At 71.8% G+C, this 18,237-nt stretch carries 17 protein-coding genes; 10 read left to right on the forward strand and 7 right to left on the reverse strand.

Translation table 11 applies throughout. From position 1 onward, the window contains the following. Positions 1-6 precede the first annotated feature (6 nt). Positions 7-318 carry a hypothetical protein gene (locus tag BJK06_RS05170; RefSeq protein WP_139199463.1) on the forward strand — a complete coding sequence of 104 codons (312 nt, stop codon included), beginning with the start codon at positions 7-9 and terminating at the stop codon, positions 316-318. Here BJK06_RS05170 and BJK06_RS05175 read toward each other — a convergent pair. The 3 genes from BJK06_RS05175 to BJK06_RS05185 all read right to left on the reverse strand — a co-directional run bounded on the left by BJK06_RS05175 (position 315) and on the right by BJK06_RS05185 (position 6,039). Then, positions 315-3,782, reverse strand: a complete 3,468-nt coding sequence (locus BJK06_RS05175; RefSeq protein WP_083295077.1) for an efflux RND transporter permease subunit — start codon at positions 3,780-3,782, stop codon at positions 315-317. The two genes, BJK06_RS05170 and BJK06_RS05175, sit on opposite strands and share 4 nt — an antisense overlap. 33 nt (positions 3,783-3,815) lie before the next feature. Next, on the reverse strand, positions 3,816-4,481 hold the full coding sequence (locus BJK06_RS05180) for a DUF6518 family protein (protein ID WP_070416989.1): 666 nt from the start codon (positions 4,479-4,481) through the stop codon (positions 3,816-3,818). Between the two features lie 106 nt (positions 4,482-4,587). Continuing rightward, positions 4,588-6,039 carry a PLP-dependent aminotransferase family protein gene (locus tag BJK06_RS05185; RefSeq protein WP_070416990.1) on the reverse strand — a complete coding sequence of 484 codons (1,452 nt, stop codon included), beginning with the start codon at positions 6,037-6,039 and terminating at the stop codon, positions 4,588-4,590. A gap of 60 nt (positions 6,040-6,099) precedes the next feature. Between BJK06_RS05185 and BJK06_RS05190 the strand changes: the two genes are divergently transcribed. The 3 genes from BJK06_RS05190 to BJK06_RS05200 all read left to right on the forward strand — a co-directional run bounded on the left by BJK06_RS05190 (position 6,100) and on the right by BJK06_RS05200 (position 8,316). After that, positions 6,100-6,765, forward strand: a complete 666-nt coding sequence (locus BJK06_RS05190; protein ID WP_070416991.1) for a YitT family protein — start codon at positions 6,100-6,102, stop codon at positions 6,763-6,765. A 76-nt stretch (positions 6,766-6,841) separates the two neighbouring features. Beyond that, positions 6,842-7,738 carry a DUF4097 family beta strand repeat-containing protein gene (locus tag BJK06_RS05195; protein ID WP_070416992.1) on the forward strand — a complete coding sequence of 299 codons (897 nt, stop codon included), beginning with the start codon at positions 6,842-6,844 and terminating at the stop codon, positions 7,736-7,738. Continuing rightward, positions 7,735-8,316 carry a PadR family transcriptional regulator gene (locus BJK06_RS05200; protein WP_070416993.1) on the forward strand — a complete coding sequence of 194 codons (582 nt, stop codon included), beginning with the start codon at positions 7,735-7,737 and terminating at the stop codon, positions 8,314-8,316. Before BJK06_RS05195 ends, BJK06_RS05200 begins: the two co-directional genes overlap by 4 nt. Before the next feature lie 69 nt (positions 8,317-8,385). Here BJK06_RS05200 and BJK06_RS05205 read toward each other — a convergent pair whose 3' ends face one another. Then, positions 8,386-9,174: a MerR family transcriptional regulator gene (locus BJK06_RS05205; protein WP_070416994.1), complete on the reverse strand. Its 789-nt coding sequence runs from the start codon at positions 9,172-9,174 to the stop codon at positions 8,386-8,388. 130 nt (positions 9,175-9,304) lie between these two features. On the opposite strand from BJK06_RS05205, the gene BJK06_RS05210 reads away from it, so the two are divergent. From BJK06_RS05210 to BJK06_RS05225, 4 genes are all read left to right on the forward strand, one after another. Then, the gene (locus BJK06_RS05210; RefSeq protein ID WP_070416995.1) at positions 9,305-11,518 is read left to right on the forward strand and encodes an APC family permease; all 2,214 of its coding nucleotides are present in this window, start codon (positions 9,305-9,307) and stop codon (positions 11,516-11,518) included. An 11-nt stretch (positions 11,519-11,529) separates the two neighbouring features. Further along, positions 11,530-12,267 (forward strand): hypothetical protein, encoded by a 738-nt coding sequence (locus BJK06_RS05215; RefSeq protein WP_070416996.1) that lies wholly within the window; start codon positions 11,530-11,532, stop codon positions 12,265-12,267. A gap of 124 nt (positions 12,268-12,391) precedes the next feature. After that, complete coding sequence (locus tag BJK06_RS05220) at positions 12,392-12,655, forward strand: DUF3072 domain-containing protein (RefSeq protein WP_070416997.1); 264 nt, start codon at positions 12,392-12,394, stop codon at positions 12,653-12,655. A gap of 109 nt (positions 12,656-12,764) precedes the next feature. Next, the gene (locus BJK06_RS05225; RefSeq protein WP_070416998.1) at positions 12,765-13,205 is read left to right on the forward strand and encodes a DoxX family protein; all 441 of its coding nucleotides are present in this window, start codon (positions 12,765-12,767) and stop codon (positions 13,203-13,205) included. A 21-nt stretch (positions 13,206-13,226) separates the two neighbouring features. Here BJK06_RS05225 and BJK06_RS05230 read toward each other — a convergent pair whose 3' ends face one another. Further along, positions 13,227-14,390, reverse strand: coding sequence for an NAD(P)-binding domain-containing protein (locus tag BJK06_RS05230; protein ID WP_070416999.1), 1,164 nt, complete (start codon positions 14,388-14,390; stop codon positions 13,227-13,229). A gap of 158 nt (positions 14,391-14,548) precedes the next feature. On the opposite strand from BJK06_RS05230, the gene BJK06_RS05235 reads away from it, so the two are divergent. Next, entirely contained in the window at positions 14,549-14,770 is a 222-nt protein-coding gene (locus BJK06_RS05235; RefSeq protein WP_070417000.1) for a DUF3073 domain-containing protein, read from the forward strand. 321 nt (positions 14,771-15,091) lie between these two features. Here BJK06_RS05235 and purM read toward each other — a convergent pair whose 3' ends face one another. Beyond that, positions 15,092-16,186 carry a phosphoribosylformylglycinamidine cyclo-ligase gene (purM, locus tag BJK06_RS05240; protein ID WP_070417001.1) on the reverse strand — a complete coding sequence of 365 codons (1,095 nt, stop codon included), beginning with the start codon at positions 16,184-16,186 and terminating at the stop codon, positions 15,092-15,094. 73 nt (positions 16,187-16,259) lie between these two features. Here purM and purF point away from each other — a divergent pair, with 73 nt between their 5' ends. After that, positions 16,260-17,717, forward strand: a complete 1,458-nt coding sequence (purF, locus tag BJK06_RS05245; protein WP_070417002.1) for an amidophosphoribosyltransferase — start codon at positions 16,260-16,262, stop codon at positions 17,715-17,717. An 86-nt stretch (positions 17,718-17,803) separates the two neighbouring features. On the opposite strand, the gene BJK06_RS05250 is transcribed toward purF, so the two are convergent. Continuing rightward, entirely contained in the window at positions 17,804-18,199 is a 396-nt protein-coding gene (locus BJK06_RS05250) for a hypothetical protein (RefSeq protein WP_083295078.1), read from the reverse strand. Positions 18,200-18,237 lie beyond the last annotated feature (38 nt).

Here is an 18,237-nt window from a genome sequence, read left to right on the forward strand (position 1 = left end):
TCCGGGGTGACCGACACCTCGATGCGCCCTGCACACGCGACTGCCTCCCGCTGGGAGCGGCACTCCTCGCTGCAGACGTTCGCCGAGCTCCTGCTCGGTCTGTCGTTCACCGCCGCGGTCGCCTTCGGCGGGTACGCGGCCGTGACCGGACGGATGACCGTGCTGTCGCAGGGCGCCGGCGTGGTGTTCCTCGTGACGCTGACGTGCGTCCTCGTGTCGTGGTTCCGTGCCGTCGAGCGCGAGGAGGCACCCGTGGCGGCGCCGGCAGCCTCCGTCGTCGACCCGATCTCGGCGATCGACGCGGAGTACCGCCGCTAGTCCTCCCCCGCCGCGGCATCCCCCGCAGCGGCCTCACGCGCAGCGGCATCCCCCGCAGTGGCCTCACGCGCAGTGGCCTCCCCCGCCGCGGCCTCGCGCGCCGCCCGCCGGTCGGCCCGCCGCTCGAAGAGCCCCTCGACGAGGGCGTACAGCGACGGCAGCACCACGAGGGTGAGCAGCGTCGACGACACCAGCCCGCCGATGACCACGAGCGCGAGCGGCTGCGAGATGAACCCGGACCGGCCGGTCAGCCCGACGGCCATCGGGAGCAGCGCGAAGATCGTCGCCAGGGCGGTCATCAGGATCGGCCGGAGTCGTCTGGTCGCGCCCTCGATCAGGGCATCGTGCACGCGGAGCCCCCGGCGCCGGTACTGGTTGACAAGGTCGATCAGGACGATCGCGTTCGTCACCACGATGCCCACGAGCATGAGCAGGCCGATCAGTGACGCCACACCGAGCGGGATCCCCGTCACGATCTGCAGGAGCAGCGCGCCGGTGACCGCGAACGGCACCGACACGAGCAGCAGCAGCGGCTGCCGCAGGCTCCGGAACGTCGCGACCATGATCACGTAGACGATCAGGACCGCGACGAGCATGGCCAACAGGAGCTGGCTGAACGCCGACGACTGGCTCGAGGCGACACCGCCGATCTCGGCGGATGCGCCACGAGGCAGGTCGAGCGCGTCGACGGCCGCGGTCACGTTCTGCACGGCGGCACCGAGGTTCGTCGAGTCCGGGGTCACCGTGATCGTGGCCGTCCGGACGGCGTTCGACGTCGTGATGGACGTCGGCCCCTCGGACTGCTCGACGGTCGCCAGGTCGGACAGCGGCACCGACCCGGTCGAAGTTGGGATCGACAGCGATCGCAGTGCTGCGACGGTCGTCGGGGGCTCGGGGTCGGCGATGTACACGTCGAGCGTCGCGTCGTCGATCTCGATCGTGCCGGTGTCGCGGGGCGAGACCGCCGCGGCGACGATCCCGCCGACCTGCGTCTCGGTCAGCCCGCGCTCGGCGGCCGCCTGCCGGTCGACCCGGACGGCGAGGTACGGCTCGGACGCCGACAGGTTGCTCGTCGCGCCGGTCGTGCCGTCGACCTTCCGCATCTCGCGCAGCACCGACGCCGCCGCGGTCCGGAGCTCTGCCTGGGTCGGCGCGGTGACGTCGACCTCGATGTCGCTCGAGCCGCCGAAGCCGCCACCGGCCGACGAGAGGCTGACCTCGCCGACGCCGTCGATGCGGTCGATGCGGTCGATGCGGTCGCGCGCGGTCGACTGGATGGTGGTCTGGTCGTCGCCGGCGTCCGTCGTGACGTTGTACTGCACGGAGGCCGACGCCCCGCCCCCGAAGGCCGCCTGGATCGACTGCCCGCTCGTCCCGATGGTGGTCTGCACGGTCTGCACACCCTGGACACCGCGGAGCACGCGCTCCACCTCCTGCGCCGCGTCGGACTGCTCGTCGAGGCTCGTCCCCGGCTCGAGGTCCTGCGTGACCGTGAAGGTGTTCTGCCCCGAGTCGCCGAGGTAGTTCGTCTTGACGAACGGCACGGCGGCCGCGGTGCCGCCGAGCACGAGGACCGCCAGGACCACCACGAGCGCCGGCCGACCGATGGCCCAGCGGAGCACGGGCTGGTACCCGCGCCGGAGCCGGTCGGACGTGCCGGCGTCGTGCAGGTCCTCGGCGGACGACAGCGCGGTGGTCGCAGCGGACCCGTCGGCAGCAGCGCCACCGGCAGCGGCGCCACCAGCGGCGGCGCCACCAGCGGCGGCGCCACCGGCGACGGTGCCACCGGCGGCGGCAGGCGTCCGGAGGAACCAGTACGCGAGCACCGGGACGATCGTCAGCGACACCAGCAACGAGGCCACGAGCGCCATCGTCACGGTCAGGGCGAACGGCCGGAACAGCTCGCCGACGAGCTCCGCGACGAACGCGACCGGCAGGAAGACGGCGACGGTGGTCAGGGTCGACGCAGTGACGGCGCCGGCCACCTCGCGGACGGCGTCGAGCACCGCCCGGGTCCGGTCCACCCCGGGTTGCAGGTGCCGCTTGATGTTCTCGATGACCACGATCGAGTCGTCCACCACGCGTCCGATCGCGATGGTGAGCGCGGCGAGCGTGATGACGTTCAGCGTGTACCCGGTCGCCCGCATGCCGATCGCGGCGAGGAGCACCGAGGTCGGGATCGAGATCGCGGTGACGATCGTCGACCGCACCGACAGCAGGAACAGCAGGATCACGACGACGGCGAACCCGAGGCCGAGGAGCCCCTCTTCGGCGAGGGAGTCGATGGACTGCTGGATGTAGGGCGCCTGGTCGAACACGACGGTGAACCGCGGGTCGCCGGCGACCTTCGCCTCGATGCCGGGGAGGGCGTCGCGGACCGTCTTCGAGACGTCGACGGTGTTCGCTTCCTGCGTCTTGGTGATCGCGATGGTCAGTGCCGTCTCGCCGTTCACGCGGCTGATCGAGGTGCGCGGCGACTCCTCGATCGCGACCTTCGCCACGTCGCCGATGGTGGTCGGCGTCGTCGCGGCGGTCCCGGCGGTCGATCCACCGGCGGTCGCACTGGAGGCGCTGCCCGCCCCCGCCGCACTGCTCGCCGCGGTCCCGCTGGTCGCGTCCACGGCCCCGGTCGCGCCCGCCCCGGCGGTCGCGCCTGCCCCGGCATCCGCCGCACCGCCGGACGAGGAGCTGCCGGAGGATCCCGCCTCGGACGACGACCCGCCGCTCGACGCGGCGGTCAAGGGCAGCCCCTCGATGTCCTTGATCGAGGCGATTCGCTCCCCCGTCTGCACCGACAGCGTCGTGCCGTCCTGGGTGATCGTGCCACCGGGGACGAGCGTCCCGTTGTCGTCGAGCGCGTCCGCGATGGACTGGGTGCTCAGACCCCGCGACGCGAGCTCGTCGGTGTCCGGGGTGATCACGACGCGGCGCCCCGGGTTGCCGAAGACGTCGGCTTGCCGGACCCCGTCGAGCTTCTCGATGTCGGGGATCGCCGTGGCGTTCAGCCGGTCGACCAGCTGTTCCTGGTCGCCCTTCCCCGTGACGGCGAGCTGCAGCACGGGCAGGTCGTCGAAGGAGCCGGTGACGATCTGCGTCTGCACGGTGTCCGGGAGCGACAGGGCGTTCACCGCGGTCTGGATCTTGTCCTCGGCGCTGGCGAGGTTCGATCCGTAGTCGAACGACGCCGAGACGACACTCTGCCCGGTCGACGACGTCGCGGTGGTCGACTCGAGGTTCGGCACGACCTGGATCGCCTGCTCGATCTTCGTCGACACGTCGTTCGACACGACCTCGGGCGTGGCACCGGGGTACGCGCTGACGATGGCGACCTGCGGGAACTGGACGCTGGGGATGAGCTCCTGCTTGAGGCTCGTCAGCGCGATGCCGCCGAACACCGCGACGACGACGGTGACGAGCGCGATGAGCGCCCGGTTGCGGAGGCTGAAGACCGAGAGGAGGTGCACACCCTGATCCTTGCAGGGCGTCCCTCGACGCGCTCAGCCGCCGAGGAGCAGGTACGCGCCGAGCACGCCCACGGTCCCGAGCACGCCGGTCGCGAGCGCCACGATCCGGCCGAGCGGGGTCCGTGCCGTCACGACCGCCACGACGAGGACCGCCAGACCGACGACGATCTCGACCACCCAGGTCACCGGCCCCGTGGTGTCCGCGACCTGCAGCAGGGCCCGGACGCCCTCGCCGACCAGCACGGCGGCCGTCGCCCCGAGCGCTGCCCCGCGCCACCCGACGTCCCGTGACCGGAGTGCCACCGCGACCGCACCCGCGAGCACCCCGGCGGGGATGCCCATCAGGACCCAGAAGTTCGTGATCGACAGCACGTCCGGGTAGCCGCGCAGGTTCGTCGTCGCCCAGTACCCCACGTGCATGAGCTCGAGGAGCACGACGCCGAGCACCATCGCGACCGGTGACGCCCAGCGCCCCGACCGCACACCGGCGAGCAGGCACAGCGCAGCCGCGACGACGAACCAGGGTCCGGCGGAGTTCGCGACGGAGGAGAGTCCGGGCACCGCCTGCCCGAACGAGGTCAGCACCCCGGCGAGCAGTGCCCCCGTGAGCGCCATCGAGACCCGGGCGGCGGCGGGCACCGCGTGGGTCGGAGCGGGCGCCCGACGGGCCGTCGTGCCGGCGTGCATGGTCGTCTCCATGGGACCAGGATCCCGGTGGCCGGGCGTCGCACGCATCACTCCGCAGAGCCAGATCGCACGAGGGGCGTCACCCCGGAGGATGACACTGCCGAGCGAGGAGGGCGCGTCACACCACCGCGGCGAGCGACCCCCGCACGCCGGCGGCGTCGCCGCCGATCCGCGCCCACGACCGTTCGAGCACGTCGACGAGCCGCACCCGGTCGGCCGGGGACATCGTGAACGGCACCCGCAGGAACCGCTCGAACCCACCGTCCGGCCCGAAGACCCCGCCGGACGCGAGCACGACGCCCTCGGCGCGTGCGGCGAGCACCAGCGCGCTCGACACCGGGCGCCCGAGCCCGACCCACGTCGTCAACCCGCCCGCCGGCGACGGCACGTCCCACTCCGGGAGCCGCGCGCGCAACGCACCCACGACGTCGTCGCGACCCTGGCGCAGGTACTCGCGCCGCGCCTCCAGGACCGCCGCCGTCCGCGGGACGAGCTCCCGCGCGACCAACTGGTCGAGCACGGGCGTGCCGAGGTCGCCCGTCGGACGGGCGAGGAGCAGCCGCTGCAGGAGCGCCGGTGCGGCGCGGATCCAACCGATCCGCAGACCGCCCCAGAACACCTTGTCGGCCGACCCGATCATCACGACCGATGCCCCGGACGGGTCGGCCGCTGCCAGCGGCAGGGACGGCGAGCCCTCGATCCGCAGCTCGCCCATGGTCTCGTCCGCGATGACCGTCGTCCCGGTCGACGCAGCGACGGACAGCAGGAGCTCCCGGGTGGACGCGGACATCGTCGCTCCGGTCGGGTTGTGCAGCTCGGGCATGACGTACGCGACCGCCGGCGCCGTGCGGCGCATCGTGGTCTCGAGCGCCGTGGCGTCCCACCCGGTCCGCGCGTCGACGGGCACGCCGACGAGTCGACCGCCGACCTCGCGGAAGGCCTCGTGCGCGTGCGGGTAGGTCGGGGACTCGACGACGACGGCGTCGCCCCGGCGGACGAGCACCCGGGCGAGCAGGGCGATCGCGTGCTGCGCCCCGATCGTCACGACGACCTGGGCCGGGTCGGTGGGCAGGCCGCGTTCGGTGTACCGCTCGGCGATCGCCGCGCGCAGCCCGGGGTCCCCGACGGTGTCGTACCCGATGCCGGCGAGCGCCGCGGGCACGTGCCGCACCGCGCGCTCGACCGCCTCGGCGATCCCGGGAGCCGCGTGCAGTGCGGCCTTGCGGAGGTCGAGCAGGTCGTCGTCGACGACGCCGCCGAGCCGTTCCGGGTCCGGTCGGCCGATCAGCCCGGCCGGGAGCCGGACCACGCTGCCGGACCCCCGGAGCGACACCACGAAGCCGTCGGACCGGAGCCTCGAGTACGCGTTCGCGACGGTGGTGCGCGAGACGCCCAGCGCGGTGGCGAGCCCCCGCTCGGCCGGCAGCCGCACGCCCTGCGGGATCCGGCCGTCGATGACGAGCACGCGCAGCGCGTCGGACAGCGCCTCGTACGCGGGGGCGTCGGTACCGGCGCGCCAGTCGGTGAGGAGGAGCGCTGCGGATCGGGCACTGAGCAGGACCGGGGTCATGGATCCACGGTAGCGGAATTGGCTCTCGACCCGCAGTCCAATCTCCACGACGATCGAGCCATGCCCCGCTCCACCGCCCTCACGCTCCGCTTCGTCCAGCTCTTCGTGGGCCTGTTCCTCTACGGCGCCTCGACGGCACTGCAGGTGCGTGCGGTCGTCGGGGTCTCGTCGTGGACGGTCCTCACCGAGGGCCTCGAGAACGTGGTGCCGTGGTCCTTCGGCGTCATCACCGTGGTGTCGAGCGGCGTCATCCTGCTGTTCTGGATCCCGCTCCGCCAGAAGCCGGGCATCGGGACGCTGCTCAACGCCCTGGCGATCGGACCGAGCGCCGACCTCGTGCTCTGGCTCGTCCCGACGCCGTCGGAACTCGTCGGCCGGGTCCTCCTGTTCGTCGCCGGGCTGGTGCTCCTGGCGGTCGCCACCGCGTTCTACATCGGCGCCGGCTTCGGCACGGGCGCTCGTGACGGCCTGATGGTCGGCCTGCACGAGCGCCTCGGCTGGCCGGTGTGGGTGGCGCGGACCGTCATCGAGGTCTCGGTCGTGATCGTCGGCTGGTTCCTCGGCGGCGACGTCGGAGCCGGCACCGTGGTCGCGGCGTTCGCGATCGGTCCGATGGTGCAGCCGCTCATGCCGGTCTTCCGCCGGTTCCCGTGGAGCCCGGAACGGACGCGCGCCACCACACCGGTCCAGGAGGCGCGGGTCGCCGCCGCCTCGGAGGTCGCCTAGAGCCCTTGCGTGCGTCCAGATCGCGATATAACGTGTCTGCCACAGACGCGATACATCGCGAGTTCGAGGAGGCAACATGGCCCAGGAGAAGTGGCTCGTCGAGGAGCCGAAGGTGATCGACACCGGGATCGTCCGCCGCTTGCGCGTGGGCCTCGCCGGAGGACAGGTGGACGTCGTCGCGCACGACGAGCCGACCGCCCGCGTCGAGGTGCACAGCGTGTCCGGCAAGCCGATGAAGATCGAGCTCGACGGCGACACGCTCACGATCGACCACCCGCAGGTCCGGTGGGACGACCCGATCGGCTTCCTGAAGTCGTTCCGTGGCAAGGCCCACGCCGACGTCAGCGTCCTCGTGCCCCGCGACGCCATCGTCACCCTCGGCGTCGTCTCGGCCGGCGCCCTGCTGTCCGGCACGAACCGCGGCGCCACGCTCAACACGGTGTCCGGCGACCTCGTCGTCGACGACGTCGCGGGTGACGTCACCGTGAACGCGGTGTCCGGCACGACGACCATCCGCGAGCTCGACGGCGCCCTGACGGTCCACACCGTGTCCGGCGACGTCGTGGCGACCGGGGCGATCCCGCGGTTCTCGGCCGACGGGGTGAACGCCGACGTGGTGCTCGACCTGCACGGCACCCCCGACCAGGCCCGCGTCAACACGGTGTCCGGTGCGGTGAGCGTCCGACTCGAGGACGGCGTGCCATACCAGTGCACCGTCAGCACCGCCTCGGGCAAGCTGCAGTTCGACGACTCGGAGATCCGCGGCGTGCGGGGTTCCTACGTCAAGCAGGGCGGCGAGCTGTCCGGGCAGTGGCTCGACCTCAAGGTGAACTCGGTGTCCGGCGACATCGCGGTCCTGCACGCCCCACCCGTCGCGGAGCCGACGGCACCGACGCAACCGACGACAACGACCGCGCCGGCTGCACCGACCACGCCCGCGGCCCCGGTGAACGACGGCGAGGTGCCCGAATGAGCCCCGTCTTCGCGCACGGCCACCTGCGCCTCTACCTGCTCGTGCTCCTGGCCGACCACCCGATGCACGGGTACGAGGTCATCCAGGCCCTCGGCGACCGCTTCGGCGGCACGTACGTCCCGAGCGCCGGCACCGTGTACCCGCGGCTCGCCAAGCTCGAGGAAGAGGGACTCGTCACGAAGTCCGCGGACGGCCGGAAGACCGTCTACGCGATCACCGACGCGGGCCGTGCCGAGCTCGACGCCCGTGCCGACGAGATCGCCGCGGTCGAGAACGGCGTCAACGACTCGGTGAAGTCCCTGGCCGACGGCGTCCGCGCCTCGGTGGGCGAGGCGATGCGGTCCCTCCGCGCCGACCTCGCGGCGAGCGCGCAGGCACCGCGCGGCCGGACCGCCGACGAGCCCGTGGACGTCCCGTCCGAGGGTGCCGGCGCCCTGCGCGAGGTCGAGATGGTCCTGTCGTCGTTCCGGCAGCAGGTCCGGGCGGACCTCCGCCGTCGGGCGACCCGCGGCACGCTCGGTCCGGACACGGTCACGCGTCTGCGCGACGGCCTGGAGGCGCTGCGCAAGTCCCTCTGACGACCGGCGGCCGGCAGACGGTGACGACCCGCGCCTCCAGGCAGCCCGCCAGGAGGCGCGGGTCGTCCGTCACAGACCGCGGTCGGCCAGGGCGTGCATCGCGTCCCGCAGGGCGCGGGCGGCACCCGCGCCCGCCCACTCGTAGGCGTGCGTGAACCGCTCGTCCTGCACGTACATGTCACCGAGCGTGCGGAACCGGTCGGCGGTGAGCTCGGCCGGGGGCGTCGCCTCGGCGAGCCAGGCGAACTGACGCCGTGCGAGTGCTGCGCCGGCCTCCGATGCCGGACCCGCGCCCGACGCGGCGAGCGCTGCGGCGTCCTGCGCGATCGCCCGCTGTTCCGCCTGGAAGGCCTCCTTCGCGGCGGGGCCCGTCGACTCCCACCAGCGTGCGCCGCGGTCCCAGGCCGCGGGCCCCCAGCGCTCCTCGACCTCCTGCCGGAAGCGGGTCTGGTCGAACCCGTCGAACGTGTCGGTGGCGTTCATGTCCTGTCCTTCCTCGATCCTCGTGATGGTGGTCCGCACGGCCGCGAGCTGCCGCGCGAGCCGGTCGCGCTCGCGTTCGAGCCACGCGACGTGCGCCGTGAGGGCCGTGACGTCGTCCTGCTCGCCGTCGAGGACCCGGCCGACGTCGGCCAGCCCGAGTCCGAGCCCGCGCAGCAGGAGGATCCGTTGCAGCCGGACCAGCGCGCGGTCGTCGTAGCGTCGGAGCCCGCCCTCGCCGACCGCGGTCGCGGGCAGCAGGCCGATCGCGTCGTAGTGCCGGAGCGTGCGGCTCGACACACCGGCGGAACGCGCCACGTCGGCGATGCCGTGCGGTGCTTTCGCAGCTGCGGCCGCTGTGTCTGTCGAATCCCTCATGCAGGCCACGGTAGAGGTTGACGCAGCGTCAACCGCAAGGGGTTTCCGCGGTGCGCCCGACCCGAACCGGCACGGACGGGGAATACCACCGGGGTCGGCCGTGTTGACTCGCGCCCGGAAATGAGTAGGTTTGCCGCTCGTGACGAACGAGATCCGGTCGTTGAAAGCGCGACTGATCGGGGATCCCCTCCCCTCCGAGAAGCTCGAGGGACAGCTCCTCCCGAAGCACCTGGCACTGCCGATCTTCGCGAGTGACCCGCTGTCCTCCGTGGCGTACGCGCCGCAGGAACTCCTCATGATCCTGCTGCTCGGCGGGATGGCGTTCCTGACGTTCGCCCCGTGGGTCGCCGCCCTCGTCGTGCTGCTGCTCGTCGTGGTCGTCGCGTCCTACCGACAGCTCATCAAGGCGTACCCGTCCGGCGGCGGCGACTACGAGGTGGCACACCGGAACCTCGGCGAGAAGGCGGGGCTCGTCGTGGCCTCCGCACTGCTCGTCGACTACGTCATGACGGTGGCGGTCTCGGTCGCGTCCGGCGTGGACAACATCATCTCCGCGCTCCCGTTCCTCAACGAGTTCCGGGTCGAACTGGCCCTGGTGTTCGTCGTGCTCCTCGCCGCCGCGAACCTCCGGGGTGTCCGCGAGTCGAGCAAGGCCTTCGCCGTGCCGACCTACCTCTTCGTGGCGAGCGTCTTCGTGATGGTCGTCGTCGGGCTCGTCCGGGCCGCGGCCGGCAACGCCCCGGTCGCGGAGTCCGCCGCCTACACCGTGCAGAACGTCGAGCACACGACGCAGGCAGCGTTCATCCTGCTGCTCCTCCGCGCGTTCGCGTCCGGCTGTTCGGCGCTGACCGGTGTCGAGGCGATCGCGAACGGCGTGCAGGCGTTCCGCCGCCCGAAGATCAAGAACGCGCAGATGACCCTCGTGTTCATGGGGTCGATCGCGATCGTGCTGTTCGTCGGCCTCATCACGCTCGCCCTCATCTCCCGCGTGCACTACGCCGAGAGCGCGTGCGACCTGCAGGGCTTCGCGCAGTGCACCACGACGCCGCAGCGTTCCCTGATCGCGCAGATCGCGGCCGCGACGTTCGGCGACAACACGGTCCTCTTCTTCGTGATCCAGGCGACGACCGCGGCGGTGCTGCTGCTCGCCGCCAACACGGCGTTCAACGGGTTCCCGCTGCTGGGGTCGATCCTCGCTCGCGACTCGTACGCCCCGAAGGCCCTGTCGACCCGCGGCGACCGGCTCATCTACTCGAACGGCGTGATCGTGCTCGCCCTCGTCGCGGCGGCGTTGCTGATCGTGTACCGGGCGAACGTCACGAGCCTCATCCAGCTCTACATCATCGGTGTGTTCGTGTCGTTCACGCTCGGGCAGACCGGGATGATCGTGCACTGGACGCGGTTGCTGCGGGCGGACCGGGCGGGCACCGCGGACGGCCCGGTCAACCGTGGGCAGGTCATGCGCTCCCGTGCCATCAACGCCACCGGCGCGACCTTCACGTTCGTCGTCCTCGTCATCGTCACGATCACGAAGTTCACGCACGGCGCCTGGCTCGTGTTCCTGATCATGCCGATCCTGTTCGTGCTCATGCTCGGCGTGAACCGGTACTACCGCGACGTCTCGCACGAGATCGAGGCCGACGAGGAGACCCGGTTCGGCGCGACCGGCGACCACGCGATCGTCCTGGTGAACAAGCTGCAGAAGCCCGTGCTCAAGGCCCTCGACTACGCGATCGCCGCGAAGCACGCGAGCTTCGAGGCCCTGCACGTCGCGATCGACGACGCCGATGCGGCCCGGCTCCGGGCGCGGTGGGAGGAGTACGGCATCGAGGTCCCCCTGACCATCGTGCCGAGCCCCTACCGCGACATCTCGATGCCGCTCATCAAGTACATCAAGGCGCACCGGATGGAGCACGGCTCCGAGGTCGTGACCGTCTACACGCCGGTCTTCATCGTCGGCCACTGGTGGGAGACCTTCCTCCACAACCACCGCGGTCGCCGCATCCGGAAGAAGCTGCTGCTCGTGCACGGCGTGACCGTCGCGCTCGTGCCCTGGCTTCTCGACTCCTCCGAGCTCCTGTACGGCCGGCGATCCCGTCCGCTCCCCGGCCAGGAGCGTCGCGGCGAGCCGATCCGCCCCGCACTCCGCCGCTCCCCGCACGGCGTCGTCCAGCACGACGCCGAGGACGACCGCCTGCTCCGGTCGGCCCAGCGGAACAGCCTGCAGCCGCGCCGCGCGACCCGTCCGGCCGGTCCCGCCGAGGGCGTCGACCCGACCCAGTGCACCGGTGAGATGCACGTCCTCGTCCCGTCGCCTCCACGCGGCGACGGTCGCTCGTCGTAGCATCTGTCGTCATGACGATCTCCGACCTGCGCACGTTCGCCACGTTCGACGGGCACGGCGGCAAGGTCTCGAAGCGCGTCGAGGTGCTCGACCACGAGCCGACGCCCGGTGGCCCGCACGAGGGACTCGTCGCCGTCCGCGGCCCGCACCCCCTCGGCGCGCTCGACGAACGGGCGGCCGACGACTCGACGCACCGCATCGGCTGGGTCGACCCGGCGACGCTCCGCGACTGGTACCGCCCGGACCGCGTGGTGGTCTCCCGGATCGAGGCGCGTCGGTCCGGCATCGAGCCCGGCACGTACGCGGATTCACGCGGTCGCGGTCGGGTCCGGATCGACGGCCTGGAGGCGCGGCTCGCCCCCGACGGTCGGCCCGCCTTCCGCGCACTGGCGGGTTCCGCAGACGCCCCGGTCGTCGACGTGCCGCTCCCCACCGACCAGGCGGTGCGGCTCGTGGCGGTGCGCGCGGTCGACGAGGGCCTCGAGATCGTGACCACCCCGGTGTCGCCGTTCCTGTCGCCCGGTCGGTACCCGGCCTTCGGCGACGACGTCGTGGGGCTGCCGCCGCGCTCGGGCACCGGGCACGTCCTGGTCCGCGCTGCCGTCCTGATCGACGGCACCCTGCACGAGGTCGAGCGGATCGACGAGCGTGCCGCGACGATCTGGATCCGCCGCGAGGACCGGTCGGTCCCGATCGCGGTGAGCTCGGTCGGCCCGGACCTGGTGCGGTACACCGCGGTCGCGGACTGACCACGGGTGCTGCCGCGGGTGGGCGCTCTCGCGGGCGTGGGCGCTGCCGCGGGCGTGGGCGCCGCGTGTCCGGGGGACGCCACGGTGGGGTTTCCGGTCGGGGGTGCGGCGTAGCGTCCACGCCATGAGTGACGCAGACCCGATCGACGACCGCACCGACCAGCCCGAGACCCTCGGCGGAGCCCGCCCCGACCCCAGCACCGACGCCAGCAAGGACCCCGAGCAGTGGGTCACCGGTGACGAGCCCATGACCGGGCCGCAGCGCAGCTACCTCGACACCCTCGCCCGCGAGGCCGGCGAGGAACTCCCCGCCGACCTCACCAAGGCCGAGGCCTCGGAGCACATCGACCGCCTGCAGCAGCAGACCGGGCGCGGCGCCGATTCCTGAACGCGGGTCCGCGCTTCTGCGGACCCGCGCCTGGGCATGTTCTGGTGATGTCCGGGAAGTCCCCCGGACGGGGGTGGATGATGACGCGTCACCGGTTAGCTTCGACGGCATGCGAACGACATCGACCTCCATCGGCCTGACCGCGCTCCGCATCGTCCTCGGCGTGGTGTTCATCGCCCACGGCGCCCAGAAGTTCGCGCAGGGGATCGGCTCCGTGTCCCAGGGCTTCTCCGGCTTGGGCGTCCCCCTCGCCGAGGTCGCGGCGCCCCTCGTCGCCGGGCTCGAACTCGTCGGCGGGGTGTTCCTCGTGCTCGGCGTCGCGACCCGGATCGTGGGCGTGCTGCTCGCGGTCGACATGGTCGTGGCTGGCCTGCTCGTGCACGGGTCCGCGGGGTTCTACTCGCAGGACGGCGGGTTCGAGTACGTCCTCGTGCTCGCAGTGGCGTCCCTCGCGGTGGCGCTGACCGGGCCGGGGCGGTTCTCGCTCGACGCCGTGTTCCTGCTGGCCTCGCGCCGGCGTCGTGGCGTCGAGGAGCCCCTGCCCGCCTGACGCGTGCGCCAGTGTGCGAGGTCAGTCGGACCCGACCGCCGGCGCCGATCCCGCATCGTCACCCGCGAGCACGTCCATCACCTGCCGGGCGATCCGCCGCCCGGCACGGTTCGCCCCGATGGTCGACGCCTGTGGTCCGTACCCCGCGAGGAACAACCGCGGCTGGTCCACCGACCGACCGTCCTCGACCACGATGCCCCCGGCCGCGGTCCGCAGGTGCAGCGGCGCGAGGTGCCGCAGGTCCGCACGGAACCCGGTCGCCCAGATCACGGCGTCGGCGTGCACGTGCTCCCCGTCGGCCGTGACCACACCGGTCTCGTCGAGCCGGGTGAACATCGGCGAGTCCTGCAGCACACCCCGCTCGAGTCCGGCACGGATCCGGCGCGACACGGGGACACCGGTGCCGGAGACGATGCTCGGCAGGGTCTCCCCCGCCCGTGCGGCCCGGTCCTGCTCGTCGACCGCCGCCACCGCGGACTCGAGGTCGAGCGCCGCCGACTCCGACCACACCGCCGGCCGCCGGGTGAACCACCGGGTCCGCGCGGCGACGCCGTCGAGCTCGAGCAGGAACCCGATCGCGCTCGTGCCACCGCCGACCACCACCACGTCCTGACCGGCGAACTCCGCCGCGCTCCGGTACTCCGTCGTGTCCAGCTGCCGACCCCCGAAGGCATCGCGACCCGGGTACCACGGGACGAACGGCGTGCCCCAGGTCCCGGAGGCGTTCACGACGACCTCGGCGCCGATCCGGCTCGCTCGCCCGTCGGCGGTCCGGACGGTGACGCACAGGCCTCCGGACGCTCCGGGGCTGTCCCCGATGCGCGACACGGACGACACCGAGACTGGTCGACGGACCCGCAGGTCGTAGTGCTGCTCGAAGCGCCGGTAGTACTCGCCGACGACGTCCCGCGCCGGTCGCGACCGGTCCGCGTCGTCGAACCGGAGGCCCATCGCGTTCATCCCGGGCAGGTCGTGCACGCGGTGCGCGGCTCCGAGGCGGAGGGCCTCCCACCGGAACTGCCAGGCTCCACCCGTGCTCGGCGCCCGGTCGAGCAGCACCAGATCGCTCCCCGGCGTCAGGCCGAGCCGGCGGAGGTGGTATCCCACCGAGAGGCCGGCCTGACCCGCGCCGATCACCACGACCCGGGCGTGCTGGTCGGCCGGGGCCTGCGCGTCGTCTGTCATCACTTCGATTCTGCTGTGGGCGGGGCCGTCGCGGCGACGTCCAGATCGGGGTACATGGTAGAGTGATCGGCAGATTTCAAACCACGAAACCGTTCGGTTCCCCGGGTGACTCCTCTCCCGCCAGGACCGGACCAGAGCCGATCACGAGGGGGTCACGCATGGGGCGCGGCCGTCAGAAGGCGAAGCACACCAAGGTCGCCCGGGAACTGAAGTACTTCAGCCCGGAGACGAACTACGGTGCGCTCGAACGAGAGCTCTCCGCCGGGCAACACTCGGACGAGAACTCCTACGTCGACCGCTGGGCAGACCAATACGGTGATGACCAGCTCGAAGAAGACGACGAGTTCGAACCGCAGCAGGACCAGAACAAGTCCGCCTGACCCAGGCTCGATGACGACGCCGCGCACCCTCCGGGGCAGCGCGGCGTTTCGTCGTGCGTGCCGCCCGGTGCCGCCCAGTGCCGCCGTGCCGCCCGCGTCTGACGTCGGCCGGGGCCCCGCGGACCCGGAACGACGTCCTCGACGTCGTGCGACAGCGACGATGTCGCACCCGCGCGCCCGCAACGACCCGCGCACGCAACGAACGTCCAACCCGAGGTCGCACGACCTGCCGCGCCCGTTCTGCCCCGGTCGCACGAACTGCCGCCCGGAAGGAGTCCGGACGGCAGTTCGTGCGACCTCGAGCCCGAGGCGCGCCCGCGCTCAGCCCGCGTACGCCCCCACGAGCCGCACCGCGCCGCCGTCGACGCCCTTCGCGCCCTGCTCGAACCCGTCGAGGTCACGCGCCGAGGTCGAGATCGTCCCGACCGCCCACGACGGCAGCCCGGCGGCCCCGAGGGACGCGATGACGTCCGACGCCGCAGCGGCCGACACGACCGCGAACATGCCGATGCCGAGGTTCCAGGTACCCTCGGTGTCCTCGATGGGGGTGCCCGCCATCGACGCGAGCACACGGAAGACGGGGAGCGGCTCCCACGTGGAGCGATCGACCTCGACCCAGGACCCGACGGGCAGCACGCGCGCCAGGTTCGCCGCGATGCCACCACCCGTGACGTGCGACAGCGAGTGCACGGCGCCCGGGTGCTGCTCGATGAGCGACAGCAGCGGCGTCGTGTAGAGGCGCGTCGGCTCGAGCAGGGCTTCCCCGACGAGGCCGCCGAGCTCCGGCAACGAGTCGGTGTACCCGACGCCGCGCGACGACAGGATGTGCCGCACGAGCGAGTACCCGTTGGAGTGCAGCCCGGAGGACTCGATCGCCACGACGACGTCACCGTCCTGCACGAGGTGCGCGCCGAGCTGGGACCCGGCCTCGACCGCGCCGACCGCGGCACCGGCCACGTCGTAGTCGTCCGGCCCGAGCAGCCCGGGGTGCTCCGCCGTCTCGCCCCCGACCAGCGCGGTGCCGGTCTCCGAGCAACCGCGGGCGATGCCGGCGACGATGTCCGCGATGCGCCCGGGGACGACCCGGCCGCAGGCGATGTAGTCCGTCATGAAGAGCGGCTTGGCGCCGACCACGACGATGTCGTCGACGACCATGCCGACGAGGTCCTGCCCGATCGTGTCGTGCTTGTCGATCGCCTGCGCGATGGCGACCTTCGTCCCGACGCCGTCGGTGGAGGTCGCGAGCAGCGGCCGTGAGAAGTCCTTCAGGAACGAGACGTCGTAGAGCCCGGCGAAGCCACCGACACCGCCCATGACCGACGGGGTGTGGGTGGCCGCGACTGCGGACTTCATGAGTTCGACGGCCAGGTCACCGGCGGCGGTGTCCACTCCGGCTTCGGCGTACGGGTTGGGCATGCTGAGTCCTTCGCGGTGACATGGCAGACTTGTTCGGTACCCCCCGATTCTACGGTCTGGAGCACACCCGCGAATGTGCGGCATCGTCGGCCTCGTTGCACAGGGCCCCGCCAACCAATCCATCTACGACGCACTGCTCCTCCTGCAACACCGGGGACAGGACTCGACGGGCATCGCCACGGTCGAGGGTCACATCCACCACATGCACAAGACCCGCGGTCACGTGCGGGAGTCCTTCCGCACCCGTGACATGCGCGCCCTGCTGGGCACCATGGGCCTCGGGCACGTCCGGTACGCCACCAAGGGTGCCGCCAGCAACGAGGAAGAGGCCCAGCCGTTCTACGTGAACGCGCCCTACGGCATCGTCCTCGTGCACAACGGCAACCTGACGAACACGCGGGAACTCACCCGTGAGCTGTTCGACATCGACCGGCGGCACCTCAACACGAGTTCCGACACCGAGTTGCTGGTGAACGTGCTCGCGCACGAGCTCCAGGGCCAGGTGCGCGGCAAGGACCTCGACCCCGGGCAGGTCTTCGACGCCGTCGAGCGCGTGCACGAGCGGGTCGAGGGCTCCTACGCCGCCATCGCGACCATCGCCGGGCACGGGCTGCTGGCGTTCCGCGACCCGTTCGGCATCCGCCCGCTGATCCTCGGGCACAAGTTCGACGAGGCCGGCAAGCCGGAGTGGGTCGTCGCCTCCGAGTCCCTCGTGCTCGAGTCCGGCGGCTACGAGATCGTCCGCGACGTCGCCCCCGGTGAAGCGATCTTCATCGAGATGAACGGCCAGATGCACGCCCGTCAGTGCGCGAGGAACCCGCGCCTGGTGCCGTGCTCGTTCGAGTACGTCTACCTCGCCCGTCCCGACTCCGTGATGAACGGCATCTCGGTGTACGACGCCCGCCTCCGGCTGGGCAACCGCCTGGCGGACACGATCGCGCAGTACGCCCCCACCGGTGACATCGACGTGGTCATGCCGATCCCGGACTCGAGCCGCCCGGCCGCGATGCAGGTCGCGCAGAAGCTCGGCATCGAGTACCGCGAGGGCTTCTACAAGAACCGCTACGTCGGCCGCACGTTCATCATGCCGGGGCAGGCGGAGCGCAAGCGGTCCGTGCGCCAGAAGCTCAACGCGATGTCGTCCGAGTTCAAGGGCAAGAACATCCTCATCGTCGACGACTCGATCGTGCGCGGCACCACGAGCCGCGAGATCGTCGAGATGGCCCGCGCCGCCGGTGCGAACGAGGTCACGTTCACGAGCGCCGCTCCCCCGGTCCGGTACCCGCACGTCTACGGCATCAACATGCCGACCCGCGCGGAGCTCATCGCGCACGACCGGAAGATCCCGGAGATCAACAAGGTGCTCGGCAGCGACCACCTGATCTACCAGGAGATCGGCGACATGCGCGACGCGATCATCGAGGGCTCCGACGTCACGGACCTCGAGATGAGCTGCTTCACGGGCGAGTACGTCACGGGCACGGTCAGCCCGGAGTACCTGTCCTGGGTCGAGGCCAACCAGCTCAGCTGAGCGACGGTCGCGAACGCGACCCAGCAACGGACGGGAGGCGCGGTGCCAGCTGGCACCGCGCCTCCCGTCCGTTCGTCCGGTCGCGTCTACCGCGCCTGGTCGCCGTGGTCCTCGATCTCGCCGTCCACCGTCTCGGGCGGCAGCTCGACCTCGACGCGCTCCGCCGTGAGGCGAGCCGCACGGCGCGAGAACACGCGGTCCAGGACGACGGCGACGACCGCGCCGACGAAGGCGCCGATCGTGACGCCCCACAGGCTGAAGTACCCCACCAGGCTGCCGAAGCTCGCGGTCTCCTGCGTGTCCCCGCGGTCGATGTCCATGGTGAGCGACACCACGATGAGCGTCGCGATGAAGCCGAGCACCGCACCGCCCACGATGAAGACGCCGAACTTCGGGGCGCGACGGATCGTCACCTCGTCGGAGGAGGAAACGGCGTTCGGCGCCGGAGCCGGTCGTTCGTCGGGTCGATCGGTGTTGCTCACGGTCCCATTGTCCCCCACTGTGGGACGTGCTCCGGTCT

This window comes from Curtobacterium sp. BH-2-1-1 (assembly GCF_001806325.1).
In the GTDB taxonomy this organism is placed as follows: domain Bacteria; phylum Actinomycetota; class Actinomycetes; order Actinomycetales; family Microbacteriaceae; genus Curtobacterium.

Excerpts from the sequence above, each read along its gene's own strand:
- BJK06_RS05215 (WP_070416996.1), top strand. The coding sequence starts at position 11,530 with ATGACGATCTCCGACCTGCGCACGTTCGCCACGTTCGACGGGCACGGC.
- BJK06_RS05235 (WP_070417000.1), top strand. The coding sequence starts at position 14,549 with ATGGGGCGCGGCCGTCAGAAGGCGAAGCACACCAAGGTCGCCCGGGAA.
- BJK06_RS05185 (WP_070416990.1), bottom strand. The coding sequence starts at position 6,039 with ATGACCCCGGTCCTGCTCAGTGCCCGATCCGCAGCGCTCCTCCTCACC.
- BJK06_RS05195 (WP_070416992.1), top strand. The coding sequence starts at position 6,842 with ATGGCCCAGGAGAAGTGGCTCGTCGAGGAGCCGAAGGTGATCGACACC.
- BJK06_RS05200 (WP_070416993.1), top strand. The coding sequence starts at position 7,735 with ATGAGCCCCGTCTTCGCGCACGGCCACCTGCGCCTCTACCTGCTCGTG.
- BJK06_RS05230 (WP_070416999.1), bottom strand. The coding sequence starts at position 14,390 with ATGACAGACGACGCGCAGGCCCCGGCCGACCAGCACGCCCGGGTCGTG.
- BJK06_RS05205 (WP_070416994.1), bottom strand. The coding sequence starts at position 9,174 with ATGAGGGATTCGACAGACACAGCGGCCGCAGCTGCGAAAGCACCGCAC.
- BJK06_RS05225 (WP_070416998.1), top strand. The coding sequence starts at position 12,765 with ATGCGAACGACATCGACCTCCATCGGCCTGACCGCGCTCCGCATCGTC.
- BJK06_RS05220 (WP_070416997.1), top strand. The coding sequence starts at position 12,392 with ATGAGTGACGCAGACCCGATCGACGACCGCACCGACCAGCCCGAGACC.
- BJK06_RS05190 (WP_070416991.1), top strand. The coding sequence starts at position 6,100 with ATGCCCCGCTCCACCGCCCTCACGCTCCGCTTCGTCCAGCTCTTCGTG.
- BJK06_RS05180 (WP_070416989.1), bottom strand. The coding sequence starts at position 4,481 with ATGGAGACGACCATGCACGCCGGCACGACGGCCCGTCGGGCGCCCGCT.
- purF (WP_070417002.1), top strand. The coding sequence starts at position 16,260 with ATGTGCGGCATCGTCGGCCTCGTTGCACAGGGCCCCGCCAACCAATCC.
- purM (WP_070417001.1), bottom strand. The coding sequence starts at position 16,186 with ATGCCCAACCCGTACGCCGAAGCCGGAGTGGACACCGCCGCCGGTGAC.